Here is a 19115-nt window from a genome sequence, read left to right as displayed (position 1 = left end):
GTCGGCTCCCTCTCCCTCTGGGAGAGGGCTGGGCGGGCGGCGTTCCGATGAGGGGCTTTTGATCTACACAGCATCTCGCGGCAGCATCAATCCCAAAGGCAACCTCACCCGCGCTTCCAGTCCACCACCAGACCGATTGCGCAGTTCAACATTGCCGCCATGCATCGAAGCAATCCGCTTCACAATCGCCAGACCCAACCCTGTTCCCTTCCCGCCTCGGGCACGATCGCCTCGGGTAAACGGGTTGAAAATCGCCTCCAGCTCCGAAGGATCAATCCCCGCACCACGGTCCATCACGCTCAGCACCACATACGGCGCACTGACGTCACCGGACACATAAGCCGCCACCTCAACGTGACCGCCAGCATGGTTCAAGGCGTTGCCGATCAGGTTGTTCAGCAAGCGTTTCATCGATACCCGACGCAGCGGAAACGGCTGGATCGGCTCCAGACGCAACCGTACCTTCTCTTCGTTCTGGTTGTACGGCGCCGCCACTTCACGCACCAGATCAGTCAAATCCACCTCTTCCACCGATTCGTCGCGACCATCGCGAATAAACGCGAGGAACTGGTCGAGAATCGCGTCCATGTCTTCGATGTCACGCACCATGTCGTCGGTCAGGTCGTTGCGATCGCCCATCAACTCCAAAGACAGCCGCAACCGCGTCAACGGTGTGCGCAAGTCATGGGACACGCCGGCCAGCATCAACTCACGCTCGCGCCCGGCCTGCTCGACGTCTTCGGCCATCTGATTGAACGCGCGATAGACCTCGGTCATCTCGCTCGGCGTATCGCTGATCGGCAGACGCACACTGCGACCCTGGCCGAGTTGCCGGGCGGCATAGACCAAGCGCTTCAGTGGCTGGTTGAGCTGGCTGACGAAAATCCACGCCGATGCCGTCGACAGCAAGCCGATGGCCAGGAACCAGCCGAGCACGTTCCAGATTTTCTGGCCGCGCAACGGATGCGGATACAGAGGTACCTTCAGCCAGCCGTCACCGAGGCTCGGCGCGCGGACCCACAACGCCGGCGGCGAGTGCATGCGCAGCCGCACTTCGGTGTCGGCGCCGAGCTCTGCCTGCATCTGCCGCTGATAAATCTCACTGTACGGCCAATGCTGCTCGCCTTCCGGCACACCGGCGCCGACCACCCGGATCAGGGTCGCGGCATCAGCGATCTTCGCGCGGTTTTCTTCATCGGCGGCCCAATAGGCCCGCAGCGTCAGCGCGACGCCGTGGCTGTATTGGCGATCCACCAGCACGTCCTCGTTCATCAACAGATAAACCAGGGTCAGCGCCTTGGAAAACAGCACGACGATGAGCACCAGCCAAAGGGTGCGGGAGAAAAAACTTTGGGGGAACCAGACAGGGGTTTTCATCTATAACCGCTACACACTTGCAGGAGCGAGCAATGCTCGCATATTGCGGATTGCGAGTCTGCGGGGCGGGTCATTCAACCCGGGCCCGACAGACCCGCTCCTACAAATCGCCGATCACTTGGTGGCGGCGCCATCCGGTACAAACACGTAGCCCACGCCCCAGACAGTCTGGATGTAACGTGGTTTCGATGGATCAGGCTCGATCATGCGGCGCAGACGGGAAATCTGCACGTCGATGGAACGCTCGAGGGCATCCCACTCGCGGCCACGGGCCAGGTTCATCAGTTTGTCGCGGGTCAGCGGCTGACGCGCGTTCATCACCAGGGCCTTGAGTACCGCAAACTCACCGGTGGTGAGCATGTGCACTTCGTCGCCGCGCTTCAGTTCGCGGGTGGCCAGCGACAACACGTAATCACCGAAGGTGACATTTTCATCTTCACTGCCCGGCGCGCCCGGTACCGGTGCGGCTTGACGACGCAGGACGGCTTTGACCCGGGCCATCAGCTCGTCCGGGTTGAACGGCTTGGCCAGATAATCGTCAGCGCCCAGTTCCAGGCCCTTGATGCGGCTCAGCTCGTCGCCCTTGGCGGTGAGCATGATGATCGGAATCTGGTTGTTCGCGCCACGCAGGCGGCGGCAGGCGGTCAGACCGTCTTCGCCGGGCAGCATCAGGTCGAGGACGACCAGATTGAAAACTTCACGCGACAGCAGACGATCCATCTGCTCGGTGTTCGGTACGGTACGGGCGCGGTAGCCCTTGCTGACGAAAAAACGTTCCAGCAGGCTGCTCAGCCCCGGATCGTCGTCAACGATGAGAATTTTTTCGCCTTCAGCAGTTTGTGCAGTGCTGCTCATTGGATGCTCCTTTTAGCTCGGCGCGCATTATGGCGTAGCTGCCGTTATACGCACCGTGTGCATTGTTAGCAGATTTTTCCTTCACTGCCAGAAAACCGGGGTTTATGCCTACAGACTGCAACGCCCCCGAATGACAGAACGCTGGTTATAATGCGCGGCGTTTTGTGCCAGGCAACGTCTGAATCGTTACCGCAGGTGGCAGGCTTTTTTCCTGCCGAGCGCAGTAACTGTTCGATTTCACGGGTCAATGGGCTGCCTTTTGACCCAGGCAGCGGCAATTTTCTAGCCGCTCAACCAGACTCCGGGCCTTTATTTCCGTGCCTGCGAGCCTGATTTCACACTATGTCAGGTGGTTTTATGGACAGCATCAACAGCCGCATTGCCGAGGAACTCGGCGTACGCCCACAACAGGTCGAAGCGGCCGTCGCGCTACTCGATGAAGGCTCTACCGTTCCCTTCATCGCCCGTTACCGGAAAGAAGTCACCGGCAGCCTCGATGACACCCAGTTGCGTCATCTGGAAGAGCGCCTGCGCTACCTGCGAGAACTCGACGAACGGCGCATCAGCATCCTCGCCAGCATCGAAGAGCAAGGCAAACTCACCCCTGCCCTCGAGCGCGACATCAAACTCGCCGACACCAAGACCCGCCTCGAAGACTTGTACCTGCCGTACAAGCAGAAGCGCCGCACCAAGGGTCAGATCGCCCTGGAAGCCGGCCTCGGCGACTTGGCGGATGGCCTGTTCAACGACCCGAACCTGGCCCCGGAAACCGAAGCCGCGCGCTTCGTCGACGCCGAAAAAGGCGTGGCCGATGTGAAAGCCGCGCTGGAAGGCGCCAAGTACATCCTCATGGAGCGCTTCGCCGAAGACGCCAGCCTGCTGGAAAAACTGCGTAACTACCTCAAGCAGGAAGCGACCCTCAGTGCCCGCGTCATCGCCGGCAAAGAAGAGGAAGGCGCCAAGTTCCGCGATTACTTCGAACACGACGAACCGCTGAAAAGCATGCCGTCGCACCGCGCGCTGGCGATTTTCCGTGGCCGCAACGAAGGCATCCTCAGCTCCGCGCTGAAAGTCGGCGACGAGCTGCCGGGCACCATGCACCCGTGCGAAGGCATGATCGGCCAGCAATTCAACATCCAGAACCAGAACCGCCCGGCCGACAAATGGCTCGGCGAAGTGGTGCGCTGGACGTGGAAGGTCAAGCTCTACACGCACCTGGAAACCGACCTGCTCGGCGAACTGCGTGACGGCGCCGAAACCGAAGCGATCAACGTCTTCGCCCACAACCTGCACGACCTACTGTTGGCCGCCCCTGCTGGCCCGCGTGCAACCCTGGGCCTCGACCCGGGCCTGCGTACCGGCTGCAAAGTGGCCGTGGTCGACTCGACCGGCAAACTGCTCGATCACGCCACGGTTTATCCGCACGTGCCGCACAACAAATGGGATCAGACCATCGCCATTCTGGCCGCCCTGTGCGCCAAGCACTCGGTTGACCTGATCGCTATCGGCAACGGCACCGCCAGCCGCGAGACCGATAAACTGGCAATCGAGCTGATCAAAAAATACCCGGCGATGAAAATGACCAAGGTCATGGTTTCCGAGGCCGGTGCATCGGTGTACTCGGCGTCGGAACTGGCGGCCAAGGAATTCCCGGATCTGGACGTATCGATCCGTGGCGCGGTGTCCATCGCCCGTCGCTTGCAGGATCCACTCGCCGAGTTGGTGAAAATCGACCCGAAATCCATCGGTGTCGGCCAGTACCAGCATGACGTGTCGCAGCTGAAACTGGCGCGTGGTCTGGACGCTGTGGTCGAGGACTGCGTGAACGCCGTCGGCGTTGATGTGAACACCGCTTCGGTGGCGCTGCTGGCGCGGATCTCCGGCCTCAACGCCACGTTGGCGCAAAACATCGTCGCTCACCGCGACGAGCACGGCGCGTTCAAAACCCGTGCAGCGCTGAAGAAAGTCGCGCGTCTGGGCGAAAAAACCTTCGAACAGGCGGCCGGTTTCTTGCGCGTAATGAACGGCGACAACCCGCTGGATTCCTCGGCGGTTCACCCGGAAGCCTATCCGCTGGTGCAGCGTATTGCCGCTGAAACCGACCGTGATATCCGCTCGCTGATCGGTGATGCAAGCTTCCTCAAGCGTCTGGATCCGAAGAAATTCACCGACGAAACCTTCGGCCTGCCGACCGTGACCGACATCATCCAGGAACTGGAAAAACCGGGCCGCGACCCGCGCCCAGAGTTCAAGACCGCCGAGTTCCAAGAGGGCGTTGAAGACCTCAAAGACCTGCAACTGGGGATGATTCTTGAAGGCGTGGTGACCAACGTGACCGCGTTCGGCGCATTCGTCGACATCGGCGTGCATCAGGACGGTCTGGTGCACATCTCGGCGCTGTCGGAGAAATTCATCAAGGATCCGCGTGAAGCGGTGAAGGCCGGCGACGTGGTGAAAGTGAAGGTCATGGAAGTCGATATCCCGCGCAAACGCGTTGGTCTGTCGATGCGCATGGGCGACACCCCGGGCGAGAAGATCGACGGTGCCCGGGGTTCGCGCCCGGGCTCGGCGCAGCGCCAGCCTTCGAACAATGCGCCACGCAAGGAAACCGCGACCGCCGCGCCAGTGAACAACGCGATGGCCTCGCTGTTCGCCAACGCCAAGCAATTGAAGAAACGTTGATGGAGATTCCGGCCGGGCTCGTCGAGAGCGCGTTTTTCAAGCTGTTGGGCTGCCGCCTGCACAGCCTGGAAACCGGGGTGGCGCAAGTTGCCCTGGTGCTGGAACCGGAACTGCGCAATCGCGGCGGCAAATTGCACGGTGGCGCGCTGTTCAGTCTGGTCGATATTGCCATGGGGCTGGCCTGCTCCAGCACCCACGGCTTCGATCAGCAGAGCGCGACCATCGAGTGCAAGATCAACTATATCCGCGCCGTTTCCGACGGTGAGGTGCTGTGCACGGCGCGGGTCATCCACCCGGGCCGCCGCACGCTGGTGGTCGAAGCCGACGTGATGCAGGGCGACAAACTGGTCGCAAAAGCGCAAGGCACGTTCGCTGTCCTGTAGCTAGTCGTCATCAATTTGAGTTAATTTCGGCGCTGTGTCTGCGGCGTCGAACTTTTCCGCACGCGCAATAGCCAGATTCAAGGAGTGAAGTTGGCGATCGGCACGGGCCTTTACGGCTCAAAAACCAGGCGATAACGCCAGTTTCAACTTCACCCTTGTAGACCGTCCTGCCCACCCCCATATTGGGGCGACTGACGCGTGAAGGAATCCAAATTGAGCGAACTTCTCAACCGCCGCCTGGCTCTGCTCGGCGAGCGCGCTAACCTCTCTCTGCTCGAGCAGTGCCTGCACGGTATCGAACGTGAATGCCTGCGCGTGACCAGCGAAGGTCGCCTGGCGCAAACGCCGCACCCCGAAGCCTTGGGTTCCGCGCTGACCAACGAACAAATCACCACCGACTACTCCGAGTCGCTGCTGGAATTCATCACGCCCGCCCTGCCCGACCCGGCCGACACGCTGGCGAGCCTGGACAAGATTCACCGTTTTGCCTACAGCAAGCTCGGCAACGAGTACCTGTGGAGTCCATCGATGCCGTGCCCGTTGCCGGCCGAGGAAGACATCCCGATTGCCTATTACGGCACCTCCAACATCGGTCAGCTCAAGTACGTCTACCGCAAGGGCCTGGCCCTGCGGTACGGCAAGACCATGCAGTGCATTGCCGGGATTCACTACAACTTCTCCCTGCCGGAAAAGCTCTGGCCGTTGCTACGTGAGACCGAAGGGTTTGTCGGCACCGATCGCGACTTTCAGTCGTTTTCCTACATCGCATTGATCCGCAATTTCCGTCGCTACAGCTGGCTGCTGATGTACCTGTTCGGTGCCTCGCCAGCGCTCGACGCCGGGTTCCTGCGTGGTCGTTCGCATCAGCTGGAACAGCTCGATCCGGACACTCTGTATCTGCCGTATGCCACCAGCCTGCGCATGAGCGACCTCGGTTATCAGAGCAACGCCCAGGCCGGTCTGACGCCGTGCTACAACGATCTGGCGAGCTACACCGACAGCCTGCGCAAAGCCGTGGCCACGCCGTACGCGCCGTACGTTGAAGTCGGCACACATCAGGATGGCGAGTGGGTGCAGCTGAACACCAACATCCTGCAGATCGAAAACGAGTACTACTCCAACATCCGCCCGAAACGCGTGACCTACACTGGCGAACGGCCGATCCAGGCGCTGGTGGCCCGGGGCATTCAGTACGTCGAAGTGCGTTGCCTGGACATCAACCCGTTCCTGCCGATGGGCATCGACCTCACCGAGTCGCGCTTCCTCGATGCGTTCCTGCTGTATTGCGCGCTCAACGACAGCCCGTTGCTGACCAACACCTCGTGCGGCAATGCCACGTCGAACTTCCTCAGCGTCGTGAAAGAAGGTCGCCGTCCGGGCCTGCAATTGCAGCGCGACGGTGAATCGGTGGAGATGAAGACCTGGGCGGCCGAATTGCTGGAGCAAATCGCCCCGCTGGCGGCGTTGCTGGATCAGAGCCATGGCGGCGATGCGCACAGCAAGGCGCTGGATGCGCAACTGGCCAAGGTCAGCGATCCGTCCCTGACGCCGTCCGCGCAGGTTTTGGCGGCGATGGCTGAGCATAAGGAGAGCTTTGCGCAGTTCTCGTTGCGTCAGAGTCAGGCACATGCGGAGTTTTTCCGCAGCGAGCCTTTGGCGGCGGATGAACAGGCGAAGTTTGAGGAGTTGGCGCGTACTTCGCTGGCAGCGCAGGCTGAGCTGGAGCAGAACGAGGTGGGGGATTTTGATGTGTTTGTCGGGTCGTATCAGGCAAGCATTCTCGCAATCAGCAACTGAAGCCTTCCCGTCCTTGATCGTTCCCACGCTCCGCGTGGTAACGCCTCAAGGGACGCTCCGCGTCCAGGTGACGCGGAGCGTCACCTGCTGCATTCCCACGCAGAGCGTGGGAACGATCTCCACCCTCCAATTCCACCGAGCCTTAGATTTTTCCGCTCATAAGCTCATTCGAAAAAGTTATTTATTTACCGATTCTTAGATCATTTAGTCTCCTTTCACGCCGACGCTCGGTCGCCTGATATGGAGCTCTTCAATGAAACTGAATTTCCCGCTTCGCCTGCTCGCCGTGGCCTCACTGGCTGCCGCGAGTTTTCTGGCCCAGGCCGCCGACCTCACCGTCGCCTACCAAACCACCGTTGACCCGGCGAAAGTCGCCCAGGCCGACGGTGCTTACGAAAAAGCCACCAAGGCCGATATCGCCTGGCGCAAGTTCGACAACGGCGCCGACATCATCGCCGCCATCGCCTCCGGTGACGTGCAGATCGGCTACCTCGGTTCGAGTCCGCTGACCGCTGCGATCACCCGCAAAGTCCCGGTCGAAACTTTCCTCATCGCCACCCAGATCGGCGCTGCCGAAGCACTGGTCGCCCGTGACGGTTCCGGCATCAAGACCCCGCAAGATCTGATCGGCAAGAAAATCGCCGTGCCGTTCGTATCGACCGGTCACTACAGCCTGCTCGCGGCGCTGAAGCACTGGAACATCGACCCGTCGAAAGTCACCGTGCTCAACCTCGCACCGCCAGCGATCATCGCCGCGTGGAAACGCGGTGATATCGACGCCACCTACGTTTGGGATCCGGCACTCGGTGTCGCCAAAGAAAACGGCAAAGTGCTGATCACTTCAGGCGAACTGGCCAAGTTCGGCGCGCCGACTTTCGATGCGTGGATCGTGCGCAAAGACTTCGCCGAGAAGCACCCGGAAATCGTCACCGCGTTCGCCAAGGTCACCCTCGACGCCTACGCCGACTATCGCAAAGACCCGAAAGCCTGGCTCGCCGATCAATCCAACGTCGACAAACTGGTGAAACTCTCCGGCGCCAAGGCCAGCGACATTCCGCTGCTGCTGCAAGGCAACGTCTACCCGCTCGCGGCTGATCAGGTCGTCACCCTCGGCGCGCCGACCACCAAAGCCATCACCGACACCGCCGCGTTCCTCAAGGAGCAAGGCAAGGTCGAAGCCGTTCTGCCGGACTACGCGCCGTACGTCAGCGCCAAATTCATCACCAACTGATCGGGAGTTAACTGCGATGGCCTTGCTACAGCTGGAGCGCATCAGCGCACAGTACCCGGGCAGCCCGGAACCGGTGCTAGCGGATATTTCTCTGACCCTGGGGCCTCAGCAATTGCTGGTCGCCCTCGGCCCGTCCGGCAGTGGCAAGACCTCGCTGTTGAACCTGATTGCCGGTTTCGTCGAACCGAGCGCCGGGCGCATCACCCTCGACGGCGTGCCGGTCAAAGGCCCAAGCGCCGAACGTGGCGTGGTGTTCCAGGATGACGCGTTACTGCCCTGGCAGGACGTGTTGGCCAACGTCGCATTCGGTCTGGAGCTGGCCGGTGTCGCCAAAGACAAACGCGAAAAGATCGCCCGCGAAATGCTCGCGCTGGTCGATCTTTGCGGTTTCGAAAGCCGCCGTATCTGGCAACTGTCCGGTGGTCAGAAGCAGCGTGTCGGCCTCGCCCGCGCCCTCGCTGCTGACCCGCGCGTGTTGCTGATGGACGAACCTTTCGGCGCCCTCGACGCGTTCACTCGCGAACAGATGCAGGAGTTATTGCTGCAAGTCTGGCAGCGCACCGCCAAGCCGGTTTTCCTGATTACCCATGACATTGAAGAAGCGGTGTTCCTCGCCACTGACCTGATTCTGCTCGCGCCGAATCCGGGGCAAATCGTCGAGCGCCTGCACCTGGACTTCGGTCAGCGTTACGCCGCTGGCGAGTCCGCCCGCGCGATCAAATCCGATCCGCGTTTTATCGAAACCCGCGAACACGTACTGGGCAAAGTGTTCTCGCAACGCAGTGCCGGGCAACGGCAGGAGCGCGCATGAGCAGTTACGACGTTTCCTCTGCGGCGGTAAAACCCGTCAGCGCTTCCGTGGCCAGTCCCGTACGCCGCAGCCTCAGCACGCGCTGGATCAGCTTGCTGACGTTGTTTGTATTGCTGGCGATCTGGTGGGCGGTGACGGCCACCGGTTTGATCGAGCCGCTGTTCCTGCCGCCACCGTCCGCCGTACTGCAAAAAGGTTGGCTGCTGGCGACCACGGGGTACATGGATTCGACGTTGTGGCAGCACCTCGGCGCGAGTCTGAGCCGCATCGGTCTGGGCCTCTTTTTTGCGATTTTGACCGCTGTGCCGGTGGGCATCGCCATTGGTGCCAACCGCATCGCCCGTGGCGTGCTCGATCCGCTGATTGAGTTCTACCGCCCGATCCCACCGCTGGCGTATCTGCCGCTGATCGTGATCTGGTGCGGCATCGGCGAATTGTCGAAAGTGTTGCTGATTTATCTGGCGATTTTTGCGCCGATTGCCATTGCCACGGCGACCGGCGTGCGCACTGTAGATCCGGCGAAATTGCGTGCAGCACAGTCGCTGGGCGCGACTCGCGTACAGCTGATTCGCCATGTGATTTTGCCGAGCGCTCTGCCGGACATTCTCACTGGCGTGCGTATTGGCCTGGGCGTGGGTTGGTCGACCTTGGTTGCTGCTGAACTGATTGCGGCCACCAGCGGTTTGGGCTTCATGGTGCAGTCGGCCGCGCAGTTCCTGGTCACCGATGTGGTGGTGCTGGGGATTCTGGTCATCGCCCTGATCGCCTTCGCCATGGAAATGGGCCTGCGCGCCCTGCAGCGCAAACTAGTGCCATGGCACGGCCAGGCCCACTGACACATCCCGTTTTTGAATCCCCGTGTAGGAGCTGCCGAAGGCTGCGATCTTTTGATTCTGATCTTCTTAAAAGCAAGATCAAAAGATCGCAGCCTGCGGCAGCTCCTACAGGGAGTGATGATCGAAATTGAAGAGAAAGACCATGAGCAGCCTCAACATCACCCCATTAAGCTCAGCCCTCGGCGCACAGATCAGTGGCGTCGACATCAGCCAGCCTTTGAGCCTGGAACACCGCGACGCCATCGAGCAGGCGCTACTCAAATATCAGGTTTTATTCTTCCGCAATCAGCCAATCGAGCCGCCGCAACAGGCGCGTTTCGCTGCGTACTTTGGTGACCTGCACATTCACCCGATCTACCCGAACGTGCCGGAACAGCCGGAAGTACTGATCCTCGACACCGCCGTCACCGACGTGCGTGACAACGCGATCTGGCACACCGACGTGACCTTCCTGCCGACGCCGGCGATGGGCGCAGTGCTCAGCGCTAAATTGCTGCCTGAGTTTGGTGGCGACACCTTGTGGGCCAGCGGGATTGCTGCTTATGAAGCGCTGTCGGCGCCGCTGAAAGGCTTGCTTGAGGGGCTGACCGCGACCCACGATTTCACTCGCTCGTTTCCGCTGGAACGCTATGGCAACACGCCAGAAGCATTGGCGCAGTGGGAAGAAGCACGACGCAAGAATCCACCGCTGTCGCACCCGGTGATTCGTACGCATCCGGTCAGTGGCCGGCGTTCGTTGTTCGTCAATGAAGGTTTCACGTCGAAGATCAATGAACTGTCGGAAACCGAGAGCGAGGCGATTCTGAAGTTTCTGTTCGCCCATGCGACGCGGCCGGAATTCACCATTCGCTGGCGTTGGCAAAAGGACGATATTGCGTTCTGGGATAACCGCGTGACGCAGCATTACGCGGTGGATGACTATCGGCCGGCGCGACGGGTGATGCAGCGGGCGACGGTGTTGGGGGATGTGCCGTTTTTTTAGGATCAAAAGATCGCAGCCTGCGGCAGCTCCTACCTTGATCGTTCCCACGCTCTGCGTGGGAATGCCGCCCAGGACGCTCTGCGTCCCATCTAAAGCCGAACGCGGAGCGTCCGTGGATGCATTCCCACGCGGAGCGTGGGAACGATCAGCTTCGAGAGGCTTATTCTGCCGTCGAAGGTTTTTCCCAAAGATTGATCCCGCCCTCTTGGGCAAACCGGTCAATCTCCGCCAACTCTTCAGCACTGAAGCTCAGATTCTTCAGCGCCCCGACGTTCTCGATGATCTGCTCCGGCCGACTCGCACCGATCAGCGCCGACGTCACCCGAGGATCCCGCAGCGTCCACGCCAGCGCCAGTTGCGCCAGACTCTGGCCGCGACGCTTGGCAATTTCATTCAACGCCCGCACATGAGCGATGTTGGCCTCAGACAAGTGCGAAGCCTGCAAGGACCCACCGCCCGGGCGATTGACCCGCGCATCCGCCGGCACGCCGTTGAGGTATTTGTCGGTGAGCAGACCTTGCGCCAGCGGCGTGAAAGCGATCACGCCCGTGCCGAGTTCATCGGTGGTATCCAGCAGGTCTTTTTCCACCCAACGATTAAGCAGGTTGTACGCCGGTTGATGAATCAGCAATGGCACTTTCCACTCTTTCAACAACGCCGCCATTTCACGGGTTTTCACCCCGGAGTACGACGAGATACCGATGTACAACGCCTTGCCCTGTTGCACGGCGGTGGCGAGGGCGCTGGCGGTTTCTTCCAGCGGGGTGTCCGGGTCGAAGCGGTGCGAATAGAAGATATCCACATAGTCGAGACCCAGGCGTTGCAGGCTCTGGTCGAGGCTGGCCAGCACGTATTTGCGCGAACCGCCGCCCTGGCCGTAAGGGCCGGGCCACATGTCCCAACCGGCCTTGCTGGAAATGATCAGTTCGTCGCGGTACTGCTTGAAGTCTTCACGCAACAGACGACCGAAATTGATCTCGGCGCTGCCGTACGGCGGGCCGTAGTTGTTGGCCAGGTCGAAATGATTGATACCCAGGTCGAACGCGGTGCGCAGCAAGGCGCGCTGTGTGTCGATCAGCGTGCTGTCACCGAAGTTGTGCCACAGGCCCAGCGACAGCGCCGGCAGCACCAGACCGCTACGCCCGACGCGGCGGTAAGGGATGGAGTCATAGCGGTTTTCGGCAGCGGTGTAAGTCATCGAATCCTCTCTTGTCTGTCTTGAAATGGGTGTCGACTGCTTCGCGAGCAAGCTCGCTCCCACCTTTGGAATGCATTTCCCTGTGGGAGCGAGCTTGCTCGCGAAGGGTGTTACACAAATCGATTGCCGGGTCGGGCCAGGCCCAGGTTCTCGCGCAACGTCCGACCCTCATACTCCGTTCTGAACAACCCGCGCCGTTGCAGTTCCGGGACCACGCCATTGGCGAAATCTTCGAGCCCGCCCGGCAGGTGCGGTACCAGCACGTTGAAGCCGTCCGCCGCGCCCTGTTCGAACCATTCCTGCAAGCGATCCGCGATCTGCTGAGGCGTACCGACCAGGCTGTAATGCCCGCGCCCGCCGGCAATCTTGCGGCCCAACTCGGCAAGGCTCAGGTTATCCCGGCCCGCCAGCTCAGTGAGCAGTTTCTGCCGGCTCTGCTGACCGCTTTCCGTCAGCGGCAACTCTGGCAAAGGCCCGTTCAGCGGGTACTTCGACAAATCGAAGTTGCCCAGCATACGCCCAAGCAAGGCGACGCCAACCTCGGGTTCGACTAATTGCTGAAACGTTTCACATTTTTCCTGCGCTTCGGCTTCGGTGCGGCCGACCACGACAAAAATTCCGGGCATTATTTTCAACGAATCGGCGCTGCGGCCGTACTTGGGCAAGCGTCCTTTGAGGTCGGCATAAAACGCCTGGGCGTTGGCCAATGAAGTTTGCGCAGTGAATACCACTTCAGCCGTCTGCGCCGCCAACTCGCGCCCGGTCTCCGAAGAACCAGCCTGAACGATCACCGGTTGCCCCTGCGGCGAACGCGCAACGTTCAGCGGACCTTTGACCCTGAAGTGTTCACCGACGTGATCCAGCACATGCAGTTTCGCAGGGTCGTAATACGCCCCGCTGGCCTTGTCGCGAAAGAAGGCATCATCCTCCCAGCTGTCCCAGAGCCCGGTCACCACCTGATGAAATTCGCGAGCGCGGCTGTACCGTTCGGCATGGCCGATATGCTCGTCGCGACCAAAATTCAGCGCCTCGGCGGCGTTGTCCGAGGTCACCAGGTTCCACCCCGCGCGCCCACCCGACAAGTGATCGAGCGAAGCAAATTTGCGCGCCACGTGATACGGCTCGTTGTAACTGGTGGTCGCCGTCGCAATCAGGCCGATGTGCTCGGTCACTGCACTCAGGGCCGAGAGCAAGGTCAGCGGCTCAAAGTGATCGGAACGCGCCATGCGACTGGCGATGTCCTGAGTCGGCGCGGCGACGCTGTCAGCAACGAACAACGTATCGAACTTCGCTGCCTCGGCAATCTGCGCCAGCCGCTTGTAATGGGCGAAATCCAGACCCGCATTCGCCGGTACATCCGGATGACGCCACGCCGCCACGTGGTGCCCGGTGGCCATGAGGAATGCGCCGAGTTTCAACTGTCTGCTCATCTCAGAAATCCTTGCGCAGTTGCACACCGAAATAGCGCTCGTCATCCCGTGGCACGGCGCGATAAATGTAATTGCCACCGCTGGCAAGCAACGGCGAATAGGATTTGTCGGTGAGGTTCTTGCCCAGCAGCGCCACGCGCCAGCCATTGCTGTAATCGGCCAGCGCGACACTGGCATTCCACAGACCGTAAGCACCTTGCTTGGTGTCAACGTTCTGGCTGATGTCGTACTGCACTTCGCTTTGCCAGCTGTAGTCGGTACCCAGTTCGATATCCAGGCCGTTATCCAGCGGGATGCTGTAGTCGGCGCGCACGTAGCTTTTCCAGTCCGGACTGAACGGCAGCGGTTTGCCGTTGACGTTGCATGACGCCGCTGCGCCCGCCGGGCAGGCGAATTCGTCGATGCGGGCGCGGGTGTAGGCGAGTGCGCCGGACAGCTTCAATTGCTGGGTCGCCTGCAAGGCGTAGTCGAGTTCGACACCTTCGGTGCTGACGCTGCCGGCGTTGATCAGACGCGTCACAACCTGGCCGGCGACGGTGTCGAAGAAGTTCGCCTGATAGTTGTCGTAATCGCTGTGGAACACTGCGAGGTTGGTGGTCAGGCGATTGTTCCAGCTCGTCGCCTTGATGCCCGCTTCCCAGGTGTTCGAGGTTTCGGGTTTGAGCGCTTCGGTGTCGCGCGGCTGCATGTTGAAGAACACGTTGTAGGCCGGGCCTTTGTAGCCTCGCGAGTAGGTCAGGTAAGTGGTGACGGTATCGCTCAAGTCGTACTGCACACCGAGGCGGCCGGACCAGCCATCTTCGTCGACAGAGCCTGAACTGCTGGTGGCCGGTTGGATGCCGCTGACGGTGGTCGCCGAAGTCGAGACGCGGCGGTGATCGTATTCCAGATCATCGTGGGTGTAGCGCAGGCCGGCGATGCCGCGAAAGTCCGAGGTGAAGTTCAGCGTGCTCTCGCCAAACACGGCGTAACTGTCGCTGGTGGTGCTGTAATCGGCGACGCCTCGGTCGGTGCGCGTGGTCGTTGTCAGCGTGCGCTGATAGGTCTCGTCGTCCTTGCCGTGCATGTAGAACAGACCACCGACGTATTCGAGAAATTCACCCTTCGGCGAGGCCAAACGCAGCTCTTGCGAATATTGATCGAAGGCCAGATCACCTTTGTCCGCCGTGCCGGGGAACGCTGCGGTCACGGTGCCGAGACGGTCGCCATCCTGATACTGCGTATTGTCCCAGCCACGCCAGGCGGTAATCGACGTCAGGGTGTAATCGCCCAGTTGCCAGTCGAGCTGGCCGGACAGACCTTTGTTGGTGTCCTCAACGTGTGAGCGGGTGTCGGTGTTGATGTCGCGGTTGTGGCTGCTTGCATTGACCGGACTCAGCGCGTTGGTGAAGGCCGGGGTCAGCGACTTGCTGACCACTCCATTGGGGCCGTCGTCGTGGGACTGCATGTAGTCGGCAATCAGGGTGAAAGTGATGTCGTCATTCGGCGTAAATTCGAGTTTGCCGCGCACGCCGCGATGGTTGTAGCCGTTGACCTCCTGGCCGTTGTGCTTGTTGTCGACGTTGCCATCGTAGGTGCCGAACAGCGTGCTGATCGAGCCTTTCAACGTCTCCGGAATCAGGCTGCCGCCGATGCCGAAACGGGTGCGACTTTCGTTACCGCTGTAGTACGACTGATCGATGTAGCCGTGAGTCTCGGCGGTCGGTGCCTTGCTGGTGATGTTGAGCACACCGGCCGAGGCGTTTTTGCCGAACAGCGTGCCTTGCGGGCCACGCAGCACTTCGACGCGCTCCAGATCCAGCAAGTCGAGAGTGGATTGGCCGGGACGCGCATAGACCACGCCATCGATCACCGTCGCCACAGTCGGCTCGACGCCCGGCGAGGTGGAAATCGTACCGACGCCGCGCACGAACAGCGACGTGTCCTTGTTCGACGCGCCAGTGCGGAAGTTCAGCGACGGCACTTGCTGAACAATGCTCGCCACGCCGTTGCGGTTGTCGCGTTCCAGTTGTTCGCCATCGATGACCGAAACCGCTACCGGCACTTTTTGCAGCGACTCTTCGCGGCGCGTGGCAGTAACGGTCACGGATTTGAGTGTCGGCTCTTGATCACTGCTCTCGGCAGCGAATGCGTTGGGCAACGGCAGCACCGCCAACCCCGTGAATAACCAGCCGGCGGCGCGAATCGACTGCGCCAGTGTGTGTGTCGCCCCAGGAATGTTGTGCATGTTTGCCCGCTCGAAATTGGCCCTTAACCACTGCCGTTCTGCGACGACAGCGCCTGAATCGGTGTCTTGGGCATTCGCTCGAGCGAGTAGCAGACAGCGCGCTTTGTTAGCGCTACCATCGACAGTATTGGCAAGCTGCACATAGAGCGTCCAATACTGAAAAATTACTTTTATATGCGATTTGGTTTTTAAGAAGGATCGAGCCTTGAGCGAAGAAAAACCGCGCAAACGCCGTGGCGCCGGACGTGTGACCCTGAATGCCGTGGCGCGTGAGGCCGGGGTTTCGGCGATTACCGTGTCGCGCTATTTCAATCAGCCCGAGCAGGTTTCGCCCGAGCGTCGCGAGCGGATTGCGGCAGTAGTGGCTGAGTTGGGTTACGTGCCGAATCTGGTGGCCGGTGGTCTGGCCTCGGCACGAGGGAAAATCGTCGGCATGGTCATCCCGAATATCTCCGGACCGATCTTCGCCAATACCATTCAAGGCTTCAGCGACACCCTCAGTCGGCATGGTTATCAGCTGTTGCTGGCGTCGAGTTACTTCAGCACTGAACAAGAAGAAAACGCCGTGCGCGCGTTTCTCGGCTGGTCGCCGGCGGCGCTGGTGCTGACCAGTCACTTTCACAGTGCGGGCACGGAGAAGATGATCGCCGAAGCGGATATTCCGGTGATCGAGACGTGGGATTACCAACCGGATCGGGAGCCGATGCAGATCGGTTTTTCGCATTTTGAAGTGGGCGTGACGGCGGCGAAGTATCTGCTTGGGAAAGGCTATCGACGCATTGCGTTCGTGCAGAACAGCGCGCTGGGGGACTTCAGCGCACTGGAGCGCCGCGACGGCTATGCCGCGACCCTGCGCGAATCCGGCCTGGAACCCTGGGTCTTCGCCCCCGACGCTGATCGCGCACCGTTCGAAGCCGGCAAACAGGCGATGGACGCCCTGATGAACGCCTCACCACGCCCCGACGCGATCATCTTCGCCAACGACAACCTCGCCGCCGGCGGCCTGCTCGCCGGGCAACGTGCCGGTTTGAAAATCCCCGAAGACTGCGCCGTTCTCGGCTTCGGCGATTACCCGTTCGCCGAGATGCTGCTGCCCAGCCTGAGTACGATCAAACCACCGGCACTGGAGATCGGCGTGCTCGCCGCAACCCGCGTATTGGAAAGTCTTGGCGTGTTGCCGAGCGACGAAGTGCAACGTCTGAACCTGCTGCAGTGCCAAGTCATCGAACGCGAGAGCACCTGATGAATATGGCGGGGGCTGGATTGGCTATGCTTTAAAGGATACCGAGGTGACCCTATCGCGAGCAGGCTCACTCCTACAGGGGGGGCGTTGTACATAAAATTCATGTGCAACCACGCTCCACTGTAGGAGTGAGCCTGCTCGCGATAGCGGTCTTTCAGGCGATACCCATTCATCAGGCAGAACCCGCCATGCACACCGCCATCATCATCTTCTTCGGCCTGATCCTGCTCGCCCTGATGCTCTACATCGGCGAGCGCATCGGCTTCAGCCGCCAGACCATGGCCTACGGCTTCGCCGCGCTGTGGCTGGCGTTGACGGTGATCAATGGTGCGGTCGGAGTGGTGCATACCGGACAGTCCGTGGGATCGGAAATAGCCATTGGCAGTGCGGTATTCGGGGTGCCGGTGGCGGCGATGGTGTTGTTCATGGTGCTGAGCGCCGAGTCGTAAACGTCCCGGCGCCCAGCCGCCGATCAACGTACCAAATGCAAGAACTGCATGTGCCGCTCGTACTGATCGAGGATGTCGTTGATGATCTGCTCTTTGGTGTAGCCGACCAGATCGTAGTCCTGACTGCCCTCGCTCAAGTGCACTTCGGCGCGATAGTAGCGACGATTGTTGAGCTGCTTCGAGCCCATCCCGCCACGCGCGAACGACGGCGTGAAGTAGCCGCGCATCTGCACTTGGTAGATAAACGGATGCGCATCACCATGGCCGATTTCCAGGCTGACGCTGTCATTCGCCGGATCCGGCTGCGTGACCACGTTCAGACCCTTCTCGACGAACACCGCCGTCACTTCTTCAATGGCCGGGCGCACCGTGGTGTCCATGAAACGGTACACCTCGTCACGCGACGGGAAGTGCACCGCCTGACTCAAGCGCTGGCGCCAGCCACCCGTGCCGCGCCGCGAACCGGAGACCGGTGCCAGCGAATGCAATTGCGCGATCTGTTTCTGCGACTCCAGATAGAACGCCTTGTGCAGGCCCCACATCATCAGCAACAGAATCAACGAGAACGGCAACGAGGTCAGCACCACCGCCGATTTCAGCGCATCGATGCTGCCGGAGAACAATAGCGCACTGGTGATCAACGCGGTCATTGCGCCCCAGAACACCCGCAGCCATTTCGGTCCGTCTTCGTCCGGATTACCGCCCTTGGCCGACAGCGTCGAGAGCACCACGGTGCCGGAATCGGCAGACGTGACGAAGAACACGAAGCTGATAAACACCGTCACGGCGATGACGGTTTTGCTCCACGGGTAGGTTTCCAGCAACAGGTAAATGCTCATCGACGGATTGTCGATAGCCGACATGCCCAACGCGCTCATGCCGTGATTGAGCACTTGATCGAGGGCGCTGTTACCGAAAATCGACATCCACGCCAGGGTGAAACCGAGCGGAATCAGCAACACGCCGAAGACGAACTCACGAATGGTGCGGCCACGGGAAATCCGCGCGATGAACAGGCCCACGAACGGCGACCATGCAATCCACCAGGCCCAGTAAAACACTGTCCAGCCGCCGAGCCAGTCGCTCGGTTTGTCGTAGGCGTAGAGGTCGAAACTCTTCATCGGCAAGGCGCCGAGGTAGTCGCCAAGATTCTGGATCAAGGTGTTGAGCAGGTGCTGAGTGGGCCCGGCGAACAACACAAACAGCAGCAGCGCACAGGCCAGCAGCATGTTGATGTCGGACATCACCCGCACGCCTTTATCGACGCCGGAGACGGCCACGATGATCGCCGCGCCCATCATCAGCGTGATCAGGCCAACCTGAATCCACTGGGTGTGAGCGATGCCGAACAGATAGTCGAGACCGGAATTGAGGTGCAGCACCCCAAAGCCCATGTCGGCGCCCAGACCGAACACCGTGGCGATGATGCCGAAACCGTCCACCGCGTAACCGATGGGGCCGTTGATGCGTTTGCCGATCAGCGGATACAGCGCCGAGCGCAGCGCCAGCGGCAGGTTGTGGCGGTAGGCGAAGTAGGCCAGCGCCACAAACACAAAAACAGAACCAACCCAGCCAATCACGGCCCCACCCCGGAAACAGACATACAACGCCCGG

General features: G+C 60.6%; 15 protein-coding genes. 9 read left to right on the top strand and 6 right to left on the bottom strand.

What is annotated here, in order from left to right:
• Positions 1-63: 63 nt before the first annotated feature.
• Together ACWR1S_RS29155 and ompR are read right to left on the bottom strand one after the other, a co-directional pair.
• Positions 64-1377: an ATP-binding protein gene (locus ACWR1S_RS29155; RefSeq protein WP_007917930.1), complete on the bottom strand. Its 1314-nt coding sequence runs from the start codon at positions 1375-1377 to the stop codon at positions 64-66.
• A 114-nt stretch (positions 1378-1491) separates the two neighbouring features.
• Positions 1492-2232 (bottom strand): osmolarity response regulator transcription factor OmpR, encoded by a 741-nt coding sequence (gene ompR / locus ACWR1S_RS29150; protein WP_064388985.1) that lies wholly within the window; start codon positions 2230-2232, stop codon positions 1492-1494.
• A gap of 357 nt (positions 2233-2589) precedes the next feature.
• Between ompR and ACWR1S_RS29145 the strand changes: the two genes are divergently transcribed.
• The 7 genes from ACWR1S_RS29145 (at position 2590) to tauD (ending at position 10954) form a co-directional block, all read left to right on the top strand.
• Positions 2590-4914: a Tex family protein gene (locus ACWR1S_RS29145; RefSeq protein ID WP_016986272.1), complete on the top strand. Its 2325-nt coding sequence runs from the start codon at positions 2590-2592 to the stop codon at positions 4912-4914.
• Positions 4914-5297: a PaaI family thioesterase gene (locus ACWR1S_RS29140; RefSeq protein WP_007917925.1), complete on the top strand. Its 384-nt coding sequence runs from the start codon at positions 4914-4916 to the stop codon at positions 5295-5297. The genes ACWR1S_RS29145 and ACWR1S_RS29140 overlap by 1 nt, the downstream gene beginning before the upstream one ends.
• Positions 5298-5510: 213 nt before the next feature.
• The gene (gene gshA, locus ACWR1S_RS29135; protein WP_311884944.1) at positions 5511-7094 is read left to right on the top strand and encodes a glutamate--cysteine ligase; all 1584 of its coding nucleotides are present in this window, start codon (positions 5511-5513) and stop codon (positions 7092-7094) included.
• Positions 7095-7347: 253 nt separating this feature from the next.
• The gene (tauA, locus tag ACWR1S_RS29130) at positions 7348-8325 is read left to right on the top strand and encodes a taurine ABC transporter substrate-binding protein (RefSeq protein WP_122594035.1); all 978 of its coding nucleotides are present in this window, start codon (positions 7348-7350) and stop codon (positions 8323-8325) included.
• 16 nt (positions 8326-8341) lie between these two features.
• The gene (gene tauB / locus ACWR1S_RS29125) at positions 8342-9136 is read left to right on the top strand and encodes a taurine ABC transporter ATP-binding subunit (RefSeq protein ID WP_454565922.1); all 795 of its coding nucleotides are present in this window, start codon (positions 8342-8344) and stop codon (positions 9134-9136) included.
• Positions 9133-9972: a taurine ABC transporter permease TauC gene (gene tauC / locus ACWR1S_RS29120; protein ID WP_454565921.1), complete on the top strand. Its 840-nt coding sequence runs from the start codon at positions 9133-9135 to the stop codon at positions 9970-9972. Before tauB ends, tauC begins: the two co-directional genes overlap by 4 nt.
• 142 nt (positions 9973-10114) lie before the next feature.
• A complete protein-coding gene (gene tauD / locus ACWR1S_RS29115; RefSeq protein ID WP_454565920.1) occupies positions 10115-10954 on the top strand; it encodes a taurine dioxygenase in 840 nt (279 codons plus the stop codon).
• A gap of 160 nt (positions 10955-11114) precedes the next feature.
• Here tauD and mgrA read toward each other — a convergent pair whose 3' ends face one another.
• From mgrA to ACWR1S_RS29100, 3 genes are all read right to left on the bottom strand, one after another.
• Positions 11115-12152 carry an L-glyceraldehyde 3-phosphate reductase gene (mgrA, locus tag ACWR1S_RS29110; protein WP_454565919.1) on the bottom strand — a complete coding sequence of 346 codons (1038 nt, stop codon included), beginning with the start codon at positions 12150-12152 and terminating at the stop codon, positions 11115-11117.
• A 110-nt stretch (positions 12153-12262) separates the two neighbouring features.
• Positions 12263-13582, bottom strand: coding sequence for an LLM class flavin-dependent oxidoreductase (locus ACWR1S_RS29105; protein WP_454565918.1), 1320 nt, complete (start codon positions 13580-13582; stop codon positions 12263-12265).
• Position 13583: 1 nt separating this feature from the next.
• Positions 13584-15809 carry a TonB-dependent receptor gene (locus ACWR1S_RS29100; protein WP_454565917.1) on the bottom strand — a complete coding sequence of 742 codons (2226 nt, stop codon included), beginning with the start codon at positions 15807-15809 and terminating at the stop codon, positions 13584-13586.
• A 205-nt stretch (positions 15810-16014) separates the two neighbouring features.
• Here ACWR1S_RS29100 and ACWR1S_RS29095 point away from each other — a divergent pair, with 205 nt between their 5' ends.
• Together ACWR1S_RS29095 and ACWR1S_RS29090 are read left to right on the top strand one after the other, a co-directional pair.
• Positions 16015-17052: a LacI family DNA-binding transcriptional regulator gene (locus tag ACWR1S_RS29095; RefSeq protein ID WP_454565916.1), complete on the top strand. Its 1038-nt coding sequence runs from the start codon at positions 16015-16017 to the stop codon at positions 17050-17052.
• Positions 17053-17240: 188 nt separating this feature from the next.
• A complete protein-coding gene (locus ACWR1S_RS29090; RefSeq protein ID WP_454565915.1) occupies positions 17241-17501 on the top strand; it encodes a hypothetical protein in 261 nt (86 codons plus the stop codon).
• Between the two features lie 23 nt (positions 17502-17524).
• Here ACWR1S_RS29090 and betT read toward each other — a convergent pair.
• Positions 17525-19115, bottom strand: a 1591-nt coding sequence (betT, locus tag ACWR1S_RS29085) for a choline transporter BetT (protein ID WP_454565914.1), incomplete at its 5' end; no start/stop codon positions are given.

Source organism: Pseudomonas sp. AIG (genome assembly GCF_977020205.1).
Note: the sequence above shows the minus strand (reverse complement) of the source record. Positions and strands in the feature narration are given on the sequence as shown.